General features: G+C 73.3%; 15 protein-coding genes. 10 read left to right on the top strand and 5 right to left on the bottom strand.

What is annotated here, in order from left to right; genetic code table 11:
- Positions 1-47 precede the first annotated feature (47 nt).
- From ACZ6Z8_RS08280 to ACZ6Z8_RS08265, 4 genes are all read left to right on the top strand, one after another.
- Complete coding sequence (locus ACZ6Z8_RS08280) at positions 48-968, top strand: putative RNA methyltransferase (protein ID WP_465607448.1); 921 nt, start codon at positions 48-50, stop codon at positions 966-968.
- Positions 969-1,057: 89 nt separating this feature from the next.
- Positions 1,058-2,521, top strand: coding sequence for an AAA family ATPase (locus ACZ6Z8_RS08275; protein WP_465607446.1), 1,464 nt, complete (start codon positions 1,058-1,060; stop codon positions 2,519-2,521).
- Between the two features lie 32 nt (positions 2,522-2,553).
- Positions 2,554-2,940, top strand: a complete 387-nt coding sequence (locus ACZ6Z8_RS08270) for a nucleotide pyrophosphohydrolase (protein WP_465607444.1) — start codon at positions 2,554-2,556, stop codon at positions 2,938-2,940.
- A 167-nt stretch (positions 2,941-3,107) separates the two neighbouring features.
- Positions 3,108-3,737, top strand: a complete 630-nt coding sequence (locus ACZ6Z8_RS08265) for a DUF6099 family protein (RefSeq protein ID WP_465607442.1) — start codon at positions 3,108-3,110, stop codon at positions 3,735-3,737.
- On the opposite strand, the gene ACZ6Z8_RS08260 is transcribed toward ACZ6Z8_RS08265, so the two are convergent.
- The gene (locus tag ACZ6Z8_RS08260; RefSeq protein WP_465607440.1) at positions 3,683-3,916 is read right to left on the bottom strand and encodes a hypothetical protein; all 234 of its coding nucleotides are present in this window, start codon (positions 3,914-3,916) and stop codon (positions 3,683-3,685) included. The genes ACZ6Z8_RS08265 and ACZ6Z8_RS08260 overlap by 55 nt on opposite strands.
- A 948-nt stretch (positions 3,917-4,864) precedes the next feature.
- On the opposite strand from ACZ6Z8_RS08260, the gene helR reads away from it, so the two are divergent.
- Together helR and ACZ6Z8_RS08250 are read left to right on the top strand one after the other, a co-directional pair.
- The gene (gene helR / locus ACZ6Z8_RS08255; protein ID WP_465607439.1) at positions 4,865-7,024 is read left to right on the top strand and encodes an RNA polymerase recycling motor ATPase HelR; all 2,160 of its coding nucleotides are present in this window, start codon (positions 4,865-4,867) and stop codon (positions 7,022-7,024) included.
- Between the two features lie 110 nt (positions 7,025-7,134).
- Entirely contained in the window at positions 7,135-7,434 is a 300-nt protein-coding gene (locus tag ACZ6Z8_RS08250; protein WP_465607438.1) for a DUF6087 family protein, read from the top strand.
- A 259-nt stretch (positions 7,435-7,693) separates the two neighbouring features.
- Here the strand turns inward: ACZ6Z8_RS08250 and dapD are convergent, their stop codons facing one another.
- Entirely contained in the window at positions 7,694-8,698 is a 1,005-nt protein-coding gene (gene dapD / locus ACZ6Z8_RS08245; RefSeq protein ID WP_465607437.1) for a 2,3,4,5-tetrahydropyridine-2,6-dicarboxylate N-succinyltransferase, read from the bottom strand.
- Positions 8,699-8,839: 141 nt separating this feature from the next.
- On the opposite strand from dapD, the gene ACZ6Z8_RS08240 reads away from it, so the two are divergent.
- From ACZ6Z8_RS08240 to argF, 3 genes are all read left to right on the top strand, one after another.
- On the top strand, positions 8,840-10,426 hold the full coding sequence (locus ACZ6Z8_RS08240; RefSeq protein WP_465607435.1) for a 3' terminal RNA ribose 2'-O-methyltransferase Hen1: 1,587 nt from the start codon (positions 8,840-8,842) through the stop codon (positions 10,424-10,426).
- Complete coding sequence (locus tag ACZ6Z8_RS08235) at positions 10,423-13,203, top strand: polynucleotide kinase-phosphatase (RefSeq protein WP_465607433.1); 2,781 nt, start codon at positions 10,423-10,425, stop codon at positions 13,201-13,203. The genes ACZ6Z8_RS08240 and ACZ6Z8_RS08235 overlap by 4 nt, the downstream gene beginning before the upstream one ends.
- 146 nt (positions 13,204-13,349) lie before the next feature.
- On the top strand, positions 13,350-14,351 hold the full coding sequence (gene argF, locus ACZ6Z8_RS08230) for an ornithine carbamoyltransferase (RefSeq protein WP_465607431.1): 1,002 nt from the start codon (positions 13,350-13,352) through the stop codon (positions 14,349-14,351).
- A 19-nt stretch (positions 14,352-14,370) separates the two neighbouring features.
- Here the strand turns inward: argF and ACZ6Z8_RS08225 are convergent, their stop codons facing one another.
- Positions 14,371-14,904 carry a superoxide dismutase family protein gene (locus ACZ6Z8_RS08225; RefSeq protein ID WP_465607429.1) on the bottom strand — a complete coding sequence of 178 codons (534 nt, stop codon included), beginning with the start codon at positions 14,902-14,904 and terminating at the stop codon, positions 14,371-14,373.
- A 68-nt stretch (positions 14,905-14,972) separates the two neighbouring features.
- On the bottom strand, positions 14,973-15,380 hold the full coding sequence (locus ACZ6Z8_RS08220; protein ID WP_465607427.1) for a type II toxin-antitoxin system VapC family toxin: 408 nt from the start codon (positions 15,378-15,380) through the stop codon (positions 14,973-14,975).
- 314 nt (positions 15,381-15,694) lie between these two features.
- On the opposite strand from ACZ6Z8_RS08220, the gene acnA reads away from it, so the two are divergent.
- The gene (gene acnA / locus ACZ6Z8_RS08215) at positions 15,695-18,340 is read left to right on the top strand and encodes an aconitate hydratase AcnA (RefSeq protein ID WP_465607425.1); all 2,646 of its coding nucleotides are present in this window, start codon (positions 15,695-15,697) and stop codon (positions 18,338-18,340) included.
- 188 nt (positions 18,341-18,528) lie between these two features.
- Here acnA and pepN read toward each other — a convergent pair whose 3' ends face one another.
- A complete protein-coding gene (gene pepN, locus ACZ6Z8_RS08210; protein WP_465607424.1) occupies positions 18,529-21,093 on the bottom strand; it encodes an aminopeptidase N in 2,565 nt (854 codons plus the stop codon).
- Position 21,094: the final 1 nt, after the last annotated feature.

The raw sequence follows: 21,094 nt of genomic DNA, 5'->3' as shown, positions 1-21,094 counted from the left end.
GGCGCCCCCTGACCGGCCGGGGCCGAACGGCGAGAGAAGACGGAACGTTGCTGCAGGACATCGAGCCCTACCTGGCCTGCCCCCACTGCGCGCAGGCCCTCACCCGGCACGAGCGCAGCCTGCGCTGCCCCGCCGGGCACAGCTTCGACCTCGCCAAGCAGGGCTACGTCAGCCTCCTCGCCGGTGACGCCCACACCGGCACCGGGGACACCGCCGATATGGTCGCCGCCCGCGCCGACTTCCTCGCCGCCGGGCACTACCGGCCGATCGCCGACGCCCTCGCCGACGCCGCCACGGCCCTGGTCGGCGCCGCGCCGTCGGCGGGCGGTGCCGGATCGGACGGCACGGACGGGCTGGGCGGCATGGATGCCCCGCACGGCCTGGACGGCCCGCACGGCCTGGTCGCCGACCTCGGCGCCGGTACCGGCCACTACCTGGCGCACGTCCTGGACGCCCTGCCCGACCGGGTCGGCGCCGCCCTCGACATCTCCAAGTTCGCCCTGCGCCGCGCCGCCAGGGCCCACCCCCGGATCGGCGCCGTGGTCTGCGACGCCTGGCGCCCGCTGCCGCTGCGCGACGGCTCCGCCGAGCTGATGCTCAACGTCTTCGCCCCGCGCAACGGCCCCGAGATCCGCCGCGTGCTGCGCCCCGGCGGCACCCTGCTGCTGGTCTCGCCCACCGCCGGCCACCTGCGCCAACTCGTGGACGCCCTCGGCCTGTTGTCGGTGGACGAGGACAAGCAGCGCCGGATCGACGAGAAGCTCGGCCCGTACCTGACGCCGGTCGACCAGCGGCCGGTCGAGTTCACCCTGCGGCTCGGCGCCCAGGACGTCCGGACCGTCGTCGGCATGGGCCCGAGCGCCTGGCACACCGACGCCGACCGGCTGGAGGCCGCCCTCGCGGCCCTGCCGGAACCGGTCGAGGTGACCGCCTCGGTGACGGTGGCCGCCTACCGGCGTCCGCTGTAGTCAGCGGTGTGCGGCAGGTCCTCCACGTTGGGATGAATCTGCCGAGCAGGGACGTTTCGCCCGCTCGGCCTGCGGCTAACGTCCGACGGGTGAACCGCGACGCCGCCGCGCCCGCCGGGCCGGCCCCACTGCGCCCGGCCGGCGCTCCGGGGGCCGACCGGCCACCCGTGCCCCGCCCCACTGTCGAGGAGCTGCGGCTCACCGCCTTCAAGTCCTACCGGCGGGCCGTCCTGCCCCTCGCGCCGCTCACCGTGCTCCACGGACCGGCCGGCGTGGGCAAGTCCAACGCGCTCGATGCCCTGGCCGTCCTGTCCCGGCTCGCCCTCGGCGAGGAGATCACCGGCTCCCTCAACGGACTGCCAGGCCGCACCGGCCCGCTCGCCACGCCCGTGCGCGGCGGCCTGGACGGGTGCGTGCCGCACGGGCGGGACGCCGTCATCCTGGGCTGCACCGTCCGCTCACCGCGCGGCCGGATCCGGCTCGACCTGGTGATCCGCACCGACGGGACGGTCCGGATCGCCCGGGAGTCGCTCAGCCTCGACGGCCGGATCCTGGTCGACACCGGCGAGCAGGACGTCCGGCACGGGCGCGTCAACGTGTGCTGGCACAACGACACCCGGCAGGGGGACATCCGGGCGCCGCTCCCCAGCGGCACCATGATCACCGCGCAGCTGCCGCTGCGGGTGGCCGGCTCGTCCACCGGCGAGCGGCTGGTGCTGGCCGCGGTCGAGGACCTGCTCACCGCGCTGCGCGAGGTCTTCCCGCTGCACCCCGTCCCCGCGCTGATGCGCGGCTGGGCGAAGGCAGACCCGCAGGCCAGGCTGCGCAGCAACGCCGCCAACATCTCGGCCGTGATCAACCGGCTCGCCCACGAGTGCCCGCGCCGCTACGGGCAACTGCTGCGGGCCGTCCAGGCCGCCGCGCCGCACCCGCTGCTCGGACTCACCCTCGCCGAGCGCGAGGGCGGACGGCGGGTGCTGGCCGTCTTCGACGAGGGGGTGCTCGGGCGCACCGGGGCCGACCAGGCCTCCGACGGCATGCTGCGCCACCTCGCCTTCGCGGCGGTGCTGCTGACCGGGGCCGGGGTGCTCGACCTGGACGTGGCGGCCGAGGTGCCGTGGGCGCACCGGCAGCTCACGGTGCTCGCCGAGGACCTGGGGGCCGGGCTCGCCACCGAACAGGCCGCCTCGCTGCTGCGGCTGGCGCGGGACATGGCGGGGCGCAATCAGCTGCGGGTGGTGGCCGCGCTGCAGGAGCCGGCGGCGGCGCGGGAGGCGTTCGGTGCGGCTGGGGAGTCGACGGGGGAGGTGGCGCTGGTGGAGTGCCGACGGGATCCGGCGACGGGGCTGACGGTGCTGCGGCCGGAGACGGCCCGGGTGCCGGTCCAGTGCGGGCGCGGGGAGGAGGGCTCGGCGGGGGGTGCGGGCTCGGCTGCCGTCGCTGGTCCGTCGACTGCGGGTGGTCCGTCGGCTGCCGGGGGCTCGGCGGGGGCCCGGGGTGAGGGTGCCCCCGCTGGGGCCGGGGACGGGGATGCGGTAGACCTGGGGGCGTGAACGAACGAGCGACGAGGTCGGGGGAGCCTGCGGTGGACGGGGTGCCCGGGGACGCGGCGGAGGCCGGGGAGCTGACCCTGGAAGGGCTGCGGCAGCGGCTGGTGGAGTTCGCGGCGGCCCGGCGGTGGGAGCCGTACCACACGCCGAAGAACCTGGCGGCGGCGCTGAGCGTGGAGGCGGGCGAGCTGCTGGAGATCTTCCAGTGGCTCACGCCCGAGCAGGCGGCCGCGGTGATGTCCGATCCGGAGCGGGCCCACCGGGTGCGCGACGAGGTCGCGGACGTGCTGGCGTACCTGGTGCAGTTCTGCACGGTGGTCGGGGTGGACCCGCTGGAGGCGCTCGCCGCCAAGATCGACCGCAACGAACACCGTTTCCCGGCGCCGGACGAAGCGAGCGACGTCAACCCGGGCGTGGGCTGACCAGCCTTGTGAGGGACGGAAGTTATCCACAGCCCCCGGTTTTTCCACAGCTTCCGACAAGCCGGATGCGGCCCGCCCCGCCCGTTCTGCACGCTCTCCCCGTGACCACCCTCCGCCCCGGCGGCGGTGCTGGTCGACGGCGACGACGAGCGGAAGGAGCGGGGGCCATGGAGGCGCTGCGACTGATCAAGACGGCCCGGCACGCCCTGGCGGAGGCCAGGCAGGTGCCGGACGTGCTGGGCGAGGCGCGGCAGGCCGCGCTGCTCACTGAGGCGGTGGGCGCCCGGCTGGCGGAGTCCGAGGACGAGGAGCTGACGGGGCTCGGCCAGCAGCTGTCCGAGGCGGGGGCGCACGCGGCGGCCTGCCTGGACAGGTCCGCTGCCGGCGGTACGCCGGTGAGCGGCGGGTGTGCCGGACGGCTCACCGAACTCGGCGAACTGGAGCCGACGTTGGGGGCGCTGGACGAACTGCTGCAGGAGGTCGGGGAGACGCTGGTCGTGCTGGCCTGCGGGGCCGACACCGAGAGTCTGTACTGGACGTGCATCGACGGCGTCGACGCGATGTCGGAGTGCACGGACGTGACCGCGCGGTTGCGGGAGGCGGCCGACCGGGGCGGAGGGGTGGTGCGGACGGCGCTCGGTGGTGCGGAACCGGAACGGGCCGGCGGGGGTTCGCCGTTACTCGTGGTCCGGCTCGGGCCGCCGGGTGAGGGCGGGGCGACGGAGGAGGAGCGGGCGCCGGACTACCGGGTGCCCGGAGCGGCTGGGGCGTCGGAGGTGTCGATGTCGGCCGGGTAGGTGGCGGCCGGGGTGGTCCGGGTGCCGGACTGAAGCGCGGCGAGGTCCGCGGTCACCGAGGCGAGCAGTTCCTGCATCTGCTCAAGCAGGGTCTTGGGGGTCGCGGGCCAGGCCGAGTCGCCGGCGGCCGAGCCTGCCGGGCGGCTCGGGGAGTGCGGCGTGGCAGAGGGTTCGGACATGACGGGGACCTCTTCGGATCGGTGGTGCGGTGTGCCGCACCGACCAACGAGTCGTTCCGGCGAGCGGTCACCGCGCACCACCCGATGCGGTCCAACCCCGTTGCGCCGTAAGCCTCTCGGGTGAGCCGGGGTTGCCACTGCAACACGGCCTGGGCTAGGGGTCCACGCTACAAGGGCGGAGGAGGTGGGTGGAGGAGCGGGAGGAGGAGGGAGGGGAGGGGGAGGGGGGAGGGGGCGGGCCCCAGAGAAAGCGGAAAGAGCCAGATGTGGGCCCCGGCGCCGCGCTTCGCGGCGCCGGGGCCCGGGAAAAACACCATTCGCACCGCTCCCGAGGCCTTCTTCGCTCACCTCCGCGGCATCAAGGCCGGTGAGTTCGACCATCACGCCTGACAGGCCTCCGTTCCGGAGCAGGAAGTCGGCCCGGCCGACTTCCTGCTCCGTGCACGCCGTTGAGGTCAAGGGGTAGCGGGCCCGGCGCCGCGTGGGCGCGGCGCCGGGGCCCAAGACGCACATCGCCGCCGGCTCGGAGGAGTTCAACGAATCTCCCAGCGCACATTCCCAACGTCCCTCAGCGCCAACGTTGCTGAGGCGTCGCCGGACAGCGGGCGACTGGTGGTCTTTCTCTGAGGCGCCCTTGCTGAGCCATTCCAGTAAGGGCGCCCAGCGTTCTCCCTGGCCGGTCGCATGAAGTGCTTCCCGTTGCCGTCTCGGCGTGCCGAGAGAGCAACGGGATTGCTGCATACGGAAATTGCCCGCATCCGGTGCGCCCAACGTGCGAGGCCCGCCAAAGGGCCGAAGGCCCGATGCGGAGGTCCGGGCCCGGGCCCGAGGGAACAGGAAGGGGGAAAACCCACCCCTTGCCACTCTCAACGTATAGCGCATGGGGGGCCTTGCGGCAAGGCCCCCGTGGTGGCTCACAATCACAGGCCTCAGATCGGAGCTGATGCCATGAACCACCTGACCACCAGTGCCTTCGACCTCCCCGAGCGCCTGTCCGCCAAGGCCGACCCCGCGCTCATCGCGGCCGACGAGCGGCACTTCGCGGCCATCGCGGAGAGCCTGGACCAGGCGATCGCCGAACTCTCCGAGCAACTCGACGCGGTGCGCCGGGCTCCGGGCGGCGCCGGGCAGGCGGCGATGGACCGGGACATCCAGGTCCACCGGTTGAGCGCCCGGCTGCGCGCCCTGCGCCGTTTCGGCCTGGACCTGTGCCTCGGGCGCATCGTGACCGCGGAGGACGCCGAGCCCCTGTACGTCGGCCGACTGGGGCTGACCGACAGCGAGGGCCGTCGCCTGCTGGTCGACTGGCGCTCGCCCGCGGCCGAGCCGTTCTTCGCCGCGACCCACGGCGACCCGATGGGCCTGCTCAGCCGCCGCCGGTACCGCTGGACCCTCGGCCGGATCGCCGACTACTGGGACGAGGTGTTCACCGCCGAGGGCCTGGAGGGCCACGCCGCGCTGGACGACCAGTCCGCCTTCATCGCCGGCCTGGGCGGCAGCCGGTCGGCCCGGATGCGGGACGTGCTCGCCACCATCCAGGCCGACCAGGACGCGATCATCCGGGCCGGCTCGCGCGGCGCCCTGGTGGTCGACGGCGGCCCCGGCACCGGCAAGACCGTGGTCGCCCTGCACCGCTCCGCCTACCTGCTGTACTCCGACCCCCGCCTCGGCCACCGGCGCGGCGGCGTGCTGTTCGTCGGCCCGCACCAGCCGTACCTGAACTACGTCGCCGACGTCCTGCCCAGCCTCGGCGAGGAGGGCGTGCGCACCTGCACCCTGCGGGACTTGCTGCCCGAGGGCGCGGACGCGGCGGAGGAGGCCGACCCGGAGGTCGCACGGCTGAAGTCCTCGGCCGAGCTGGTGCGGGCGATCGAGAAGGCCATCCGGTTCTACGAGGAGCCGCCCACCGAGGGCATGGTGGTCTCCACCCACTGGGCGGACCTCTGGCTGAGCGCCGAGGACTGGTCCGAGGCCTTCGACGCCCCGGGCCCGGGCACCCCGCACAACGAGGCGCGCGAGCAGATCTGGGACGAGCTGGCCGCGATCCTGCTGGACAAGCTGGAGCAGGACGAGGAGGAGGTCACGCCCGAGCTGTTCCAGCGCTCGCTGCGACAGGACCGGGAACTGGTGGAGACGCTCAACCGCGCCTGGCCGCTGCTCGAAGCGGCCGACCTGGTCGGCGACCTGTGGTCGGTGCCCGCCTACCTGCGGATGTGCGCTCCCCACCTGGCCCCCGAGGAGGTCCGCGCGCTCCAGCGCAAGCACGCCCCGCAGGCGTGGACGGTCTCCGACCTGCCGCTGCTGGACGCGGCCCGCCAGCGGCTCGGCGACCGCGAGGCCACGCTGCGCCGCAACCGCCACCGGGCCTCGGTGGCCGCCGAGCGCGAGCGGATGGCGGACGTGATCGGTGACCTGCTCCAGGCCGACGACGACGGCGAGGGCGCGGTGACGATGCTGCGCGGCAAGGACCTCCAGGACACCCTGATCGACGAGGACGCGCTGTCCGGCGCCGACGGGGACCCGCTGGCCGGCCCCTTCGCCCACATCGTGGTCGACGAGGCCCAGGAGCTGACCGACGCGCAGTGGCAGATGCTGCTGCTGCGCTGCCCGTCCCGGAGCTTCGCCATCGTCGGGGACCGCGCCCAGGCCCGGCACGGCTTCACCGAGTCGTGGCAGGAGCGCCTCGAACGGGTCGGGCTCGACCGCACCACCATGGCCTCGCTGAGCATCAACTACCGCACACCGGAAGAGGTGATGGCGCAGGCCGAGCCGGAGATCCGGGCGGCGCTGCCGGACGCCAACGTGCCGACCTCGGTGCGCAGCAGCGGCATTCCGGTCCGGCACGGGTCGGTGGCGGAGCTGGCGGAGGTCCTGGACTCCTGGCTCGCCGAGCACGACGAGGGCGTCGCCTGCGTCATCGGCGCACAGGGCTTCGAGGAGCGCGCGCGGGTCCGCTCGCTCACCCCGGAGCTGGCCAAGGGGCTGGAGTTCGACCTGGTGGTCCTGGTCGACCCGGAGGCGTTCGGCCGGGGCGTCGAGGGGGCGGTCGACCGTTATGTCGCGATGACCAGGGCGACCCGGGAGCTCGTCGTCCTGCGGACCTCCTGAAGGCCGGCCGCATGGCGCCGCGGACGCCGCGGTCGCCACGGTCCGGCCGGTGTCCCCCGGTCGGGTGACGGGGCTGTCGGTCGCGGCCGTCGGCAGTCCAGACTGGCCCGATGGACGAGGACGAACCGCTGGCGTCGTGGGCCGAGCGGCGGGAGCAACGGCTGCGGCCGGTCGGTCAGTTGAGGGCGGTACGGCTCGCGGTCGGCCGGCAGCGCGGCGCCCATGTGGCGCCCGACGAACCGCGGCTGATCGTGCGCTGGGACGGCTACCAGTGGCTGCCGGAGACGGTGGCCGAGAACTACGCCGCCGCCCAACGGATCCTGCACGGGATCGAGGGGGACGGCGTACGGCGGCCGCTCCACGGGGTGCCGCGCCACCGGAAGGCCCCGGGGCGCCACCGCCGCCCGTAGAGCGCGCCCTTCCGCGCCGACACGAAGCCCCCGACACGCCGACACGGAGCCCCCGACACGCCGACACGGAGCCCCCGACACGCCGACACGGAGCCCCCGACACACACGCCGGCGCGATGCTCCTCCCGACACGCCGACGCGATGCTCCCGGCAAGCCGACACGAAGCCCCCGGCAAGCCGAGGGGGTCCGGCGCGCCCGGCGCCGGACCCCCGAAGGCCTTCAGATCCTGAAGAGCCGCCGACTACCCGACCACAGGGGTCAGTTGTGGGCGTGCAGGTCCGCGTTCAGCCCGCCCCAGGAGCCGGAGCGGGCGATGACCTCGACCGCGCCGGTCTGCGAGTTGCGGCGGAACAGCAGGTTGTCCTGGCCGGACAGCTCGACGGCCTTGGCGACCGTGCCGTCCGGGGTGGTGACCCGGGTGCCCGCGGTGACGTACAGGCCGGCCTCGACCACGCAGTCGCTGCCCAGCGAGATGCCGATGCCCGCGTTGGCGCCGAGCAGGCAGCGCTCGCCGACCGAGACGACCTGCTTGCCGCCGCCGGACAGGGTGCCCATGATCGAGGCGCCGCCGCCGATGTCGCTGTGGTCGCCGACCACGACGCCCGCGCTGATCCGGCCCTCGACCATCGAGGTGCCGAGGGTGCCGGCGTTGAAGTTGACGAAGCCCTCGTGCATCACGGTGGTGCCGGCCGCCAGGTGGGCGCCGAGCCGGACGCGGTCGGCGTGGGCGATGCGCACGCCGCTCGGGGCGACGTAGTCGGTCATCCGCGGGAACTTGTCGATCCCGTACACGGCCAGCTGGCCGCCCTGGGCGCGGACGGCGAGGCGGGCCTGCTCGACCTTGTCCACCGGGACGGGGCCGATGCTGGTCCACGCGACGTTGGCGAGCAGGCCGAAGATGCCGTCCAGGTTCTGGCCGTGCGGCTGGACCAGGCGGTGGCTGAGCAGGTGCAGGCGCAGGTACACGTCGTGGGTGTCCAGCGGCTTCTCGTCCAGCGAGGCGATGGTGGTGCGCACCGCGACCACCTCGACGCCGCGGCGGGCGTCGGCGCGCAGGGCGTCGGCGGCGCCGGCGCCGAGCTCGGCCTCGGCCTGCTCGGGGGTCAGGCGCACGGTGCCGGCCGGGCCGGGCTCGGCGGCCAGCGCGGGGGCGGGGTACCAGGTGTCGAGGACGGTGCCGTCGGCGGCGATGGTGGCCAGACCGGTGGCCACGGCGCCGGTCGTCGGGGAGGTGGATTCGAGCGGGGTGGATTCAGCAGTCACACCGTGCACGTTAGCCAATGCGGGGCCCCGCTGCCGAACACGCCCAGCGTCCGGACACGTCGGTCGGACCCGCAGGCCAGCGGCGTGCCGGGCCGGAAAACCCGGTGCTCGGCGGTTGTCCGCTGGGCAATACTCGGCCGGGTGTTCATGTCGATCTCCACCACCGGCAGCGCCGAGAGCCCGGCGACGGATCTCGGGTTCCTGCTGCACAAGCACCCCGGCAAGGTCCAGCGTTTCACGACGTCGCACGGCGAGGCCCACGTCTTCTACCCCGTGGCGGGGGACGAGGTCTGCACGGTGGCGCTGCTGCTGGACGTCGACCCGATCGCCCTGGTCCGCAAGGGCCGGGGCAACGGCAAGGGCCGCGGCGGCTCGCCCGACTTCGCCCTCTCCCAGTACGTCAACGACCGCCCCTACGCCGCGTCCTCGCTGCTCGCGGTGGCGCTGCGGACGGTGTTCCGCTCCGCGATGAAGGGCGACTGCGCGCTGCGGCCCGAACTGCCGGGGCAGGTCCGCCCGCTGCGGATCGAGCTGCCCGCGGTGCCCGCGAACGGTGCGGGCGAGGGCGGCGGCCCGGCGATGGTGACCCGGCTGTTCGAGCCGCTCGGCTGGCGGGTCGAGGCGTCGGCGATCCCGCTGGACGAGGACTTCCCGGAGTGGGGCGAGTCCCGCTACGTGCGGGTCGCGCTGGTCTCGGACGCGGTCCGGCTCGCCGACGCGCTCCAGCAGCTGTACGTACTGCTGCCGGTGCTGGACGGCGCCAAGCACTACTGGGTCGCCCCGGACGAGGTGGACAAGCTGCTCGCCGCCGGTGAGGGCTGGCTGGCCGCCCACCCCGAGCGCGCCCTGATCGCCCGGCGCTACCTGTCCCGGCGCTGGTCGCTGACCCGGGCCGCGATGGAGCGCCTGGAGCTGGCCCGACTGGCCGAGGCGGACGACCGCGAGGTCGAGGAGATCGACAACGCGGTCGACGACCGGCCGGAGGACGAGGACACCGGGACCACCGACAGCACGACGACCACGACGATCACCACGACCACCGGGACCGCCGACGCCCCCTCGCCCCGGCCGCCGTCCCTCGCCGAGCAGCGCCGCACCGCGATCCTCGCCGCCCTGCACGACAGCGGCGCGGCCCGGGTCGCCGACCTCGGCTGCGGCCAGGGCGAGCTGATCGGCGAGCTGATGAAGGACGCCCGCTTCACCGAGATCCTCGGCGTGGACGTGTCCGCACGGGCGCTGCAGGCGGCGAACCGCAAGCTGCGCCTGGCACGTCTGCCCGAGCGGCAGGCCGCGCGGGTCACGCTGGCGCAGGGTGCGCTGACGTACACCGACGCCCGGCTGAAGGGCTACGACGCGGCGGTGCTGTGCGAGGTGATCGAGCACCTGGACCTGCCGCGGCTGCCGGCCCTGGAGTACGCGGTGTTCGGCGCGGCCCGTCCGAGGGCCGTCGTCGTCACCACGCCCAACGTCGAGTACAACATCCGTTGGGAGAGCCTCCCGGCGGGCCGCGCCCGGCACGCCGACCACCGCTTCGAGTGGTCCCGCGCCGAGTTCGAGGCTTGGGCCGGGAAGGTCGCGGCGGCGTACGGGTACACGGTGGAGCTGCGCCCGGTCGGCCCGGAGGACCCGGAGGTCGGCCCGCCGACCCAGCTGGCCCTGTTCCGCACCGGCACCGCCACGCCGGGAACCGGTACCACCACGATGCCCGAGGGAGGCGAGACCCGATGACCGACGACGCGACCGAGAACGACCACACCGCGACCGAGCCCGATGCGACCGAGCCCGACGCGACCGACGACGACCCCACCGCAACCGACCCCACCGCAACCGACCCCACCGCAACCGACCCCACCGCAACCGACCGCACCGCAACCGACCGCACCGCAACCGACGACCGGACACCCGGGACCCCCGCCGCCCCTCGCCGCCTCCCCGTCACCGACGTCTCCCTCGTCGTCCTGATCGGCACCAGCGGCGCGGGCAAGTCCACCTTCGCCCGCCGCCACTTCCTCCCCACCCAGGTGGTCTCCTCCGACTTCTGCCGCGGCCTGGTCGCCGACGACGAGAACGACCAGTCCGCCTCCGCCGAGGCCTTCGACGTCCTGCACTACATCGTCGGAAAGCGCCTCGCCGCCGGCCGCCTGACCGTCGTGGACGCCACCAACGTCCAGCCCGAGGCCCGCCGCCGGCTGGTGGAGCTCGCCCGCGAGCACGACGTGCTGCCGATCGCGATCGTGCTGGACGTCCCGCCCGGCGTGTGCGCCGAGCGCAACCGTTCCCGCCCGGACCGCCAGCTGCCCGCCCATGTGGTCCCGCGCCAGCACCGCGAGCTGCGCAGGTCGCTCAGGGGCCTGGAGCGCGAGGGCTTCCGCAAGGTGCACGTCCTGCGCGGCGAGGCCGAGGTCGCGGCCGCCGGGATCGAGCTGGAGAGGCGCTACAACGACCTGCGCCACCTCACCGGCCCGTTCGACGTCATCGGCGACGTCCACGGCTGCCGGTCGGAGCTGGAGACCCTGCTGGTCCGCCTGGGCTACACCCTCACCCGGGACGCCGAGGGCCGCCCGGTGGACGCCGCCCACCCGGCGGGCCGTACCGCCGTGTTCGTCGGCGACCTGGTCGACCGAGGCCCGGACACCCCGGGCGTGCTGCGCCTGGTGATGGGCATGGTGGCGGCCGGCCACGCGCTCTGCGTGCCCGGCAACCACGAGAACAAGCTGGGCCGCGCGATGGACGGCAAGAAGGTCACCGTCGCGTACGGCCTGCAGGAGTCGCTGGACCAACTGGCCGGGGAGTCCGAGGAGTTCAGGGCCGAGGTGCGCGCCTTCATGCGCGGCCTGGTGAGCCACTACCTGCTGGACGGCGGCGCCCTGGTGGTCTGCCACGCCGGTCTGCCGGAGAAGTACCACGGCCGGGCCTCCGGCCGGGTGCGCTCGCACGCCCTGTACGGGGAGACCACCGGCGAGACCGACGAGTACGGCCTGCCGGTGCGCTACCCGTGGGCGGAGGAGTACCGGGGCCGGGCGCTGGTGGTCTACGGCCACACCCCGGTGCCGAGCGCGAGCTTCCTCAACAACACCATCTGCCTGGACACCGGCTGCGTCTTCGGCGGCAGCCTGACCGCGCTGCGCTACCCGGAGCGCGAGCTGGTGGCCGTCGAGGCCGAGCGGGAGTGGTACGCCCCGGTGCGCCCGCTGCTCACCGACGCGCCGGGCGCCCGCGAGGGCCGTCCGCTGGACCTCGCCGACGTGGCCGGGCGCCGGACCGTGGAGACCGGCCTGCACGGACGGGTGGCCGTCCGGGAGGAGAACGCGGCGGCCGCGCTGGAGGTGATGAGCCGCTTCGCGCTGGACCCGCGGCTGCTCGCCTACCTGCCGCCGACCATGGCGCCGAGCCCGACCTCCCGCCGGGAGGGCTACCTGGAGCACCCGGAGGAGGCCTTCTCCGCCTACCGCGAGGACGGTGTCCGGCAGCTGGTCTGCGAGGAGAAGCACATGGGCTCGCGCGCGGTGCTGCTGGTCGCCCGGGACGGCGCCGCGCTGGAGCGGCGCTTCGGGGTGGCCGGGCCGGGCGCGATCTGGACCCGGACCGGCCGGGCCTTCCTCGACGACGGGGAGCTGACCGCCGCCGTGCTGGGACGGGTCCGGTCGGCCGCCGAACGCGCCGGGCTGTTCGAGGAGTTGGGCAGCGACTGGCTGCTGCTGGACGCCGAGCTGATGCCCTGGTCGCTGAAGGCGGTGGAGCTGCTGCGCCGCCAGTACGCCGCGGTCGGCGCGGCGGCCGGCGCCGCGCTGCCCGAGGTGCTGTCGGCCCTGGAGCGGGCGGCGGCGCGCGGACTGGAGCTGGGGGAGCTGACCTCCCGCCAGCGCCGCCGTGCCGCCGACGCCCGGGCCTTCACCGAGGCGTACCGGCGCTACTGCTGGCCGACCGAGGGCCTGTCGGGCATCCGGCTCGCGCCGTTCCAGCTGCTGGCCGCCGAGGGGGTGAACCTGGCGGCGCGGCCGCACGACGAGCACCTGGCCCGGATCGACCGCCTGGTGGACGCCGACGAGGCGGCCGCGGCGGAGGGCGGTGACGCGGCGGAGCCCGTGCTGCACCGCACCGGCCGGGTGCTGGTGGACACCGCCGACGAGGCCTCGGTGGCCGCCGCCACCGCCTGGTGGGAGGAGCTGACGGCGGCGGGCGGCGAGGGCATGGTGGTCAAGCCGCTGGCCTCGGTGGTGCGGACGGCGCGGGGCGAGGGCCGCCCGGGCGGTCTGGTGCAGCCGGGGGTGAAGGTGCGCGGCCGGGAGTACCTGCGGATCATCTACGGCCCGGACTACACCGAGCACCTGGACCGGCTGCGGATGCGCTCGCTGGGCCACAAGCGCTCGCTGGCGCTGCGCGAGTACGCGCTGGGCCTGGAGGCGCTGGACCGGCTGGCGGCCGGGGAGCCGCTGTGGCGGGTGCACGAGCCGGTGTTCGCGGTGCTCGCGCTGGAGTCCGAGCCGGTGGATCCGCGCCTCTGACCGGGCCGGAGGCCGGCCGCCGAGCGCGGTGGAAGCAGGGGAGTTCCGCCCGGGACTCCCCTGCTTCACCCCCTTTCTGTATAGAAATTCCAATAGTCGTATACACTTGCTGTCTTCCCGTAGTCCCGTCACCCCAGGAGCCCGGCATGGCCTTCAACCTCCGGAACAGGCACTTCCTCAAGGAGCTCGATTTCACGCCCCAGGAGTTCCGCTTCCTGGTGGACCTCGCCGCCGGGCTCAAGGCGGCCAAGTATGCGGGCACCGAGCAGCCCCGGCTGCGCGGGAAGAACATCGCGCTGATCTTCGAGAAGACCTCCACCCGCACCCGCTGCGCCTTCGAGGTCGCCGCGCACGACCAGGGCGCCACCACCACCTACCTGGACCCGGCCAGCTCGCAGATCGGCCACAAGGAGTCGGTCAAGGACACCGCCCGGGTGCTCGGCCGGATGTTCGACGGCATCGAGTACCGCGGCCACGGCCAGGAGATCGTCGAGGAGCTGGCCCGGCACGCCGGAGTCCCGGTCTGGAACGGCCTGACCGACGAGTGGCACCCCACCCAGATGCTGGCCGACGTGCTCACCGTCACCGAGCACACCACCAAGCCGCTCGCCGAGGTCACCCTCGCCTACCTCGGCGACGCCCGCTACAACATGGGCAACTCGCTGCTGGTCACCGGCGCCCTGCTCGGCATGGACGTCCGGATCGTCGCCCCGCGGGCCCTGTGGCCGGCCGAGGAGGTGCGGAAGTCGGCGCAGGCGCTGGCCGAGCAGACCGGCGCGATGATCACCCTGACCGAGGACGTGGCCGAGGGCGTGGCCGGCGCGGACTTCCTCTACACCGACGTCTGGGTCTCGATGGGCGAGCCCAAGGAGGTCTGGGCCGAGCGGATCGAGCTGCTCAAGCCGTACCAGGTGTCCATGGACACCGTCCGGGCCACCGGCAACCCGAACGTGAAGTTCCTGCACTGCCTGCCCGCCTTCCACGACCTCGGCACCGTGGTCGGGCGGCAGATGTACGAGGAGACCGGCATGACCGAGCTGGAGTGCACCGACGAGCTGTTCGAGTCGGCGCACTCCATCGTCTTCGACCAGGCCGAGAACCGCCTGCACACCATCAAGGCGGTCCTGGTCGCCACCCTGGGCTCCTGAGGGAGCCCGTTCGGGCGGGTCAGCGCGCCAGCCTGACGCAGGCCACCCGGTCGCCCGCCGCGTGCGGCCCGGCCGGGGTGCCCGCGTGCAGCACCAGCGAGCGCGCCTCGCCGGGCCGCGGCTGCCAGTCCACCGCCGCCCGCGCGGTGCCCGCGCCCCGCCCGTCGGTGCGCAGCACCAGTCGCAGTTCGTTGCGGTCGTTCGCGTAGGCCGGGTCGGTGGACGGCTGCACCGGGTCGACGACGTCCTGGTAGTGCGGTCCGGAGGAGGCGGGGTCGGCCCCGCAGTCGCGGGTGTGCAGGTGCACCGGGAACTCGTGGTGGGGGGCGAGCCCGGCGACCGTCAGGGTGAGCGCCGTCCGCCCGGGCACCGAGCGGTCGGTGACGATCCGGGCGTGCGAGCCGTACGGCACCAGGTCCTCGGCGTAGCTGATCGCGGTCGGCCGGACGAAGGCGGTCGCCGGGTCGAAGGCCGTGTCCGTCACGGAGACCGGCGAGGCGGCGGGGGCGAGCAGGGCCAGCGGCAGCAGGGCGGCGGCGAGCGGAGCGGGCATCGGGTCGGGCCTTCCACGGGCGGGGCGACGGTCACCCTGCTAACGGCGCCGGGCCGCCGGGGACACTCTCAGCTCACCTCGCGCACGATGCCCCGGATCTCGCAGCGCGGTCCGCTGGCCCGCATCAGCCGCAGGTCGGCGGTGACCAGCGGTGCGCCGTACCGCTCGGCGACCGCGACGTACGCGGCGTCGTCCGGGGTGAGGTTGTCCTTGAGCTCCCAGATCCGGCCGAGCAGCGGCGCCACCTCGATCTTGCGGACGGCCACCGCGGCCAGTTCGCCGGTGAGTTCGGCGACCCGCTCGGAGGTCAGCTCCTTGGCGAGGTAGAGCCCGCGCAGCGACTGCATCACCTCGACGAGGATGTGCTCGGGCGCCAACCACTCGCCGTCGGCGGCCAGTTCGGCCCGGGCGCGGTCCCCGCGCGGGCCCCGGTCGGCGAGCGCCAGCACCAGCGCGGACGCGTCCACCACGATCATCCTCGGCCCCCTCCGCCGGTCGGCACAGCGGCCACCGTATCGGGAGCGGGCCGGGGGTCCGCGCCCGGGCGGCCTCAACCGCCCCGGTGACCTGCGTCGAAACGCACCGGGGTATGCCTACGGTGGTGATGGTGGCGGCATGCACTATGGTTTATCTCGACATCGAGATAACTGCCCCTTACGATATATCTCGACATCAAGATACCTGCCGAGAGGCGCTCACCGGCGATGCGGACAAGGCAAGCCTAAGTAAGGCTGACCTTACCACCGCGTGGCGGCCGGATACCGCACGAAGCACCCAGAAGGAGTCAGTCGTGTCCGCGAACAGCTTCGACGCCCGCAGCTCGCTGCAGGTGGGCGACGAGTCGTACGAGATCTTCAAGCTCTCCGCCGTCGAGGGTTCCGAGCGGCTGCCCTACAGCCTCAAGGTGCTGCTGGAGAACCTGCTCCGCACGGAGGACGGCGCGAACATCACCGCCGACCACATCCGCGCCCTCGGCAACTGGGACGAGAACGCCCAGCCGAGCCAGGAGATCCAGTTCACGCCCGCCCGCGTGATCATGCAGGACTTCACCGGCGTGCCCTGCGTGGTCGACCTCGCCACCATGCGCGAGGCCGTCAAGGAGCTGGGCGGCGACCCGGCCAAGATCAACCCGCTGGCCCCGGCCGAGCTGGTCATCGACCACTCCGTCATCGCCGACAAGTTCGGCACCAAGGACGCCTTCACCCAGAACGTCGAGATCGAGTACGGCCGCAACAAGGAGCGCTACCAGTTCCTGCGCTGGGGCCAGACCGCCTTCGACGAGTTCAAGGTCGTCCCGCCGGGCACCGGCATCGTCCACCAGGTGAACATCGAGCACCTGGCCCGCACCGTCATGGTCCGCGGCGGCCAGGCGTACCCCGACACCTGCGTCGGCACCGACTCGCACACCACCATGGTCAACGGCCTGGGCGTGCTGGGCTGGGGCGTCGGCGGCATCGAGGCCGAGGCCGCCATGCTCGGCCAGCCGGTCTCCATGCTGATCCCGCGCGTCGTCGGCTTCAAGCTGACCGGCGAGCTGCCGGCCGGCACCACCGCCACCGACCTGGTGCTCACCATCACCGAGATGCTGCGCAAGCACGGTGTGGTCGGCAAGTTCGTCGAGTTCTACGGCGACGGCATCGGCGCCATCCCGCTGGCCAACCGCGCCACCATCGGCAACATGTCGCCGGAGTTCGGCTCGACCTGCGCGATCTTCCCGATCGACGCCGAGACCATCAACTACCTGCGCCTGACCGGCCGTGACGAGCAGCAGCTCGCCCTGGTCGAGGCGTACGCCAAGGAGCAGGGCCTCTGGCACGACCCGTCGGTCGAGCCGGTCTACTCCGAGTACCTGGAGCTGGACGTCTCCACCGTCGTCCCGTCGATCTCCGGCCCGAAGCGCCCGCAGGACCGCGTGATCCTGGCCGAGGCCGCGAGCAAGTTCGCCGAGGCGCTGCCGGCCTACTCCGCCGAGGCCTCGAAGCCGACCACCGTCACCGCCCCCGACGGCTCGACCTACGAGATCGACAACGGCGCGGTCGTGATCGCCTCGATCACCTCCTGCACCAACACCTCCAACCCCTCCGTCATGCTGGGCGCCGCCCTGCTGGCGAAGAAGGCCGTGGAGAAGGGCCTGCACGTCAAGCCCTGGGTCAAGACCACCCTGGCGCCCGGCTCCAAGGTCGTCATGGACTACTACGAGAAGGCCGGCCTGCTCCCGTACATGGAGAAGCTGGGCTTCAACCTGGTCGGCTACGGCTGCGTCACCTGCATCGGCAACTCGGGCCCGCTGCCCGAGGAGGTCTCGGCCGCCGTCAACGAGTCCGACCTCGCGGTCGTCTCGGTGCTCTCCGGCAACCGCAACTTCGAGGGCCGGATCAACCCGGACGTCAAGATGAACTACCTGGCCTCCCCGCCGCTGGTGGTCGCCTACGCCCTCGCCGGCAACATGAACATCGACATCACCAAGGACGCCCTGGGCCAGGACGCCGACGGCAACGACGTCTTCCTCGCCGACATCTGGCCGTCCGAGCAGGAGGTCGCCGACACCGTCGCCGGCTCCATCGACGAGGCGATGTTCGACAAGGGCTACCAGGACGTCTTCGCCGGTGACCACCGCTGGCAGTCGCTCCCGGTCCCGACCGGCAACACCTTCGAGTGGGACGCCGAGTCCACCTACGTCCGCAAGCCCCCGTACTTCGAGGGCATGGCCAAGACCCCGAGCCCGCTGACCGACATCGCCGGCGCCCGCGTCCTGGCCAAGCTGGGCGACTCGGTCACCACCGACCACATCTCCCCGGCCGGCAACATCAAGCCGGGCACCCCGGCGGCGCAGTACCTGACCGCCAACGGCGTCGAGAAGCGTGACTTCAACTCCTACGGCTCGCGCCGTGGCAACCACGAGGTCATGATCCGCGGCACCTTCGCCAACATCCGCCTGCGCAACCAGATCGCGCCGGGCACCGAGGGCGGCTACACCCGCGACTTCACCCAGGCCGACGCCCCGGTGTCGTTCATCTACGACGCCTCGCAGAACTACCAGGCCGCCGGCATCCCGCTGGTCGTCCTGGCGGGCAAGGAGTACGGCTCCGGCTCGTCCCGCGACTGGGCCGCCAAGGGCACCGCGCTGCTGGGCGTCAAGGCCGTCATCGCCGAGTCCTACGAGCGCATCCACCGCTCGAACCTGATCGGCATGGGCGTCCTGCCGCTGCAGTTCCCCGAGGGCGAGAACGCCGAGTCCCTCGGCCTGACCGGCGAGGAGACCTTCTCCATCACCGGCGTGACCGAGCTCAACGAGGGCCGCACCCCGAAGACCGTCAAGGTCAAGGCCGGTGACAAGGAGTTCGACGCGGTCGTCCGCATCGACACCCCCGGTGAGGCGGACTACTACCGCAACGGCGGCATCCTGCAGTACGTGCTGCGCTCGCTGATCGGCTGAGTCTCGCGTCAGCACCGAAGGGGCCGGACCGCATTTCGCGGGCCGGCCCCTTCGGCGTGCGGCGCCGGATGCCGACGCCCCCTTCGTCGGCGCCGCGCCGCGACCCGGTCCGGGAAGACGCAGGGGCCCGCCGACACGCGGTCGGCGGGCCCCCTGATCAAGACCGGTCAGGCCCGGTCGTCAGCCCGTCAGGCCCGGTCGCAGGCCTGCGCCCGCAGGGCGCGGGCCAGGTCGTCCCGGCGCTCCAGCACCAGCCGGCGCAGCGCCGGCGCGGCCTGCGGGTGGCCGTCCAGCCAGACGTCCGCCTCGGCCAGGGTCTGCTCGTCGGTCTGGGCGATCGGGAAGAAGCCGCCGACGATCCGCATCGCGATCTCGATCGTCCGCTCGGCCCAGACCCGCTCCAGCAGCTTGAAGTACGGCGCCGCGTAGAGGGCGGTCAGGTCGCGCTGGGCGGGGATCGTGAAGCCCGCGCTGTTGGCCTCGACCAGGGCGCTCGGCAGCTCGTCGGAGTCGATCACGGCGGACCAGGCGGCGGCCTTGGCCTCCGGGGTGGGCCGGGCGGCCAGGCACTGGGTGTACTCGCGCTTGCCGCCCGCGGTGTTGTCGGAGGCGAGCTCGCCGGCCAGCTCCTCGTCGGTGGCCTGCCCGGCGGCGGCCAGCGCCAGCCACAGCGACCAGCGCAGCTCCTGGTCGACCTCCAGGCCGTCGATCCGGGCGCTGCCGGCCAGCAGGCCGCGGACCAGGCCGAGGTGCTCGGCGCCGCCCGCGGTCCGGGCCAGGAAGCGGGCCCAGGCGAGCTGGTGGTCGCTGCCGGGGACGGCGGCGCGCAGCTCGTGCAGGGCGCCGTCGGCGAGCTTCCGGGCGCCCTCGGCGCGCCACTCGGGGGCGGCGTACAGGTCGACGGCGGTCTTGGACTGGGCGTGCAGCGACTGGAGCACGCCGATGTTGCCCTCCTGGCCGGCGAAGCGCAGCACCAGGGCGACGTAGTCGCGGGCCGGCATCAGACCGTCCCGGGTGAGGTTCCAGACGGCGGACCAGGCGAGCGCCCGGGCCAGCTCGTCGCGGATGTCGCCGAGGCCGGTGCGCAGGGTCTCCAGCGATTCGGCGTCGAAGCGGATCTTGCAGTAGGTCAGGTCCTCGTCGTTGAGCAGGACCAGGTCGGGGCGTCGGCGGCCGACGGCCTCGGCGACGACGGTGCGGGCGCCGGTGACGTCCAGCTCGATCCGGTCGGTGCACAGCAGGGCGCCGTCGGCGTCCCGGTCGTAGAGGCCGACCGCGATCCGGTGCGGGCGCAGCACATCGCCGTCCTGGAGGACGGCCAGCTCGGTGATCCGGCCCTCGGCGTCGGTGGTGACCTGCGGGGTGAGCGCGTTGACGCCGGCGGTCTGCAGCCAGGCGGCGGCCCAGCTCTTCAGGTCGCGCCCGCTGGTCTCCTCCAGCACGCCCAGCAGGTCGCCCAGTTCGGTGTTGCCGAAGGCGTGCCGCTTGAAGTAGCGGCGGGCGCCCTCGAAGAAGGCCTCCGCGCCGACGTACGCGACCAGCTGCTTGAGGACGGAGGCGCCCTTGGCGTAGGTGATGCCGTCGAAGTTGAGCTTGGCGTCCTCCAGGTCGCGGATGTCCGCGGTGATCGGGTGGGTGGTGGGGAACTGGTCCTGCCGGTAGGCCCAGGCCTTGCGCTGGTTGGCGAAGGTGACCCAGGCGGAGGAGTACCGGGTGCGGGCGCCGATCTGGGCGTAGGAGCCCATGAAGTCGGCGAAGGACTCCTTCAGCCACAGGTCGTCCCACCAGCGCGGGGTGACCAGGTCGCCGAACCACATGTGGGCCATCTCGTGCAGCACGACGTTGGCGCGGGACTCGTAGGCGGCGTCGGTGACCTTCGAGCGGAAGACGAACTCCTCCTTGAAGGTCACGCAGCCGGGGTTCTCCATCGCGCCGATGTTGTACTCGGGGACGAAGACCTGGTCGTACTTCCCGAAGGGGTACGGGTAGTCGAAGGTCTCGTGGAAGAAGTCGAGTCCGAGCTTGGTGACGCCGAGGATCTCCTCCGCGTCGAAGTGCGGGGCCAGCGACTTGCGGCAGAGCGCGGCGAGCGGGATCTCCAGGGCGGTGCCGCCGGGGAGTTCGCGGCTGTAGTGGTCGTTCACGACGTGGTACGGGCCGGCCACCACGGCGGTGAGGTAGGTGGAGATCGGTGCGGTCGGCGCGAACTCCCAGGTGCGGGTGTCGCCTTCGGTGCTGACGCTCTCGGGCACGGCGTTGGAGCGCACGTCCCAGGCGGCCGGGGCGGTCACCGTGAAGGTGAACGGCGCCTTCAGGTCGGGCTGTTCGAAGTTCGCGAACACCCGGCGGGCGTCGGCCGGCTCGTAGTGGGTGTACAGGTAGGTCTCGCCGTCCGCCGGGTCGACGAAGCGGTGCAGGCCCTCGCCGGTGCGGCTGTAGGCGCAGTCGGCCTCGACGGTGAGGACGTTCTCGGCGGCCAGGCCGTCGACGTGCACCCGGGCGCCGTCGTAGGCGGTGGCCGGGTCGAGTTCACGGCCGTTGAGGGTGACCGAGCGGACGGCGGGGGCGAGCAGGTCGAGGAAGGTGCCGGTGCCGGGCTGGGAGCAGCGGAAGGTGACCGTGCTGGTGGAGCGGAAGGTGGCGGCGGCCGGGTCGGGGGCCGAGGTCACGTCCAGCCGGACCAGGTAGCCGTCGACGGCCAGGACGCCGGCTCGCTGGTGTGCTTCCTCGCGGCTCAGGTTCTTGCCCGGCACG

The sequence above is a fragment of the Kitasatospora sp. NPDC101108 genome (genome assembly GCF_055584725.1).
The sequence above is the reverse complement of the archived record's forward strand: the minus strand, read 5'-3'. Positions and strand labels throughout refer to the sequence as shown.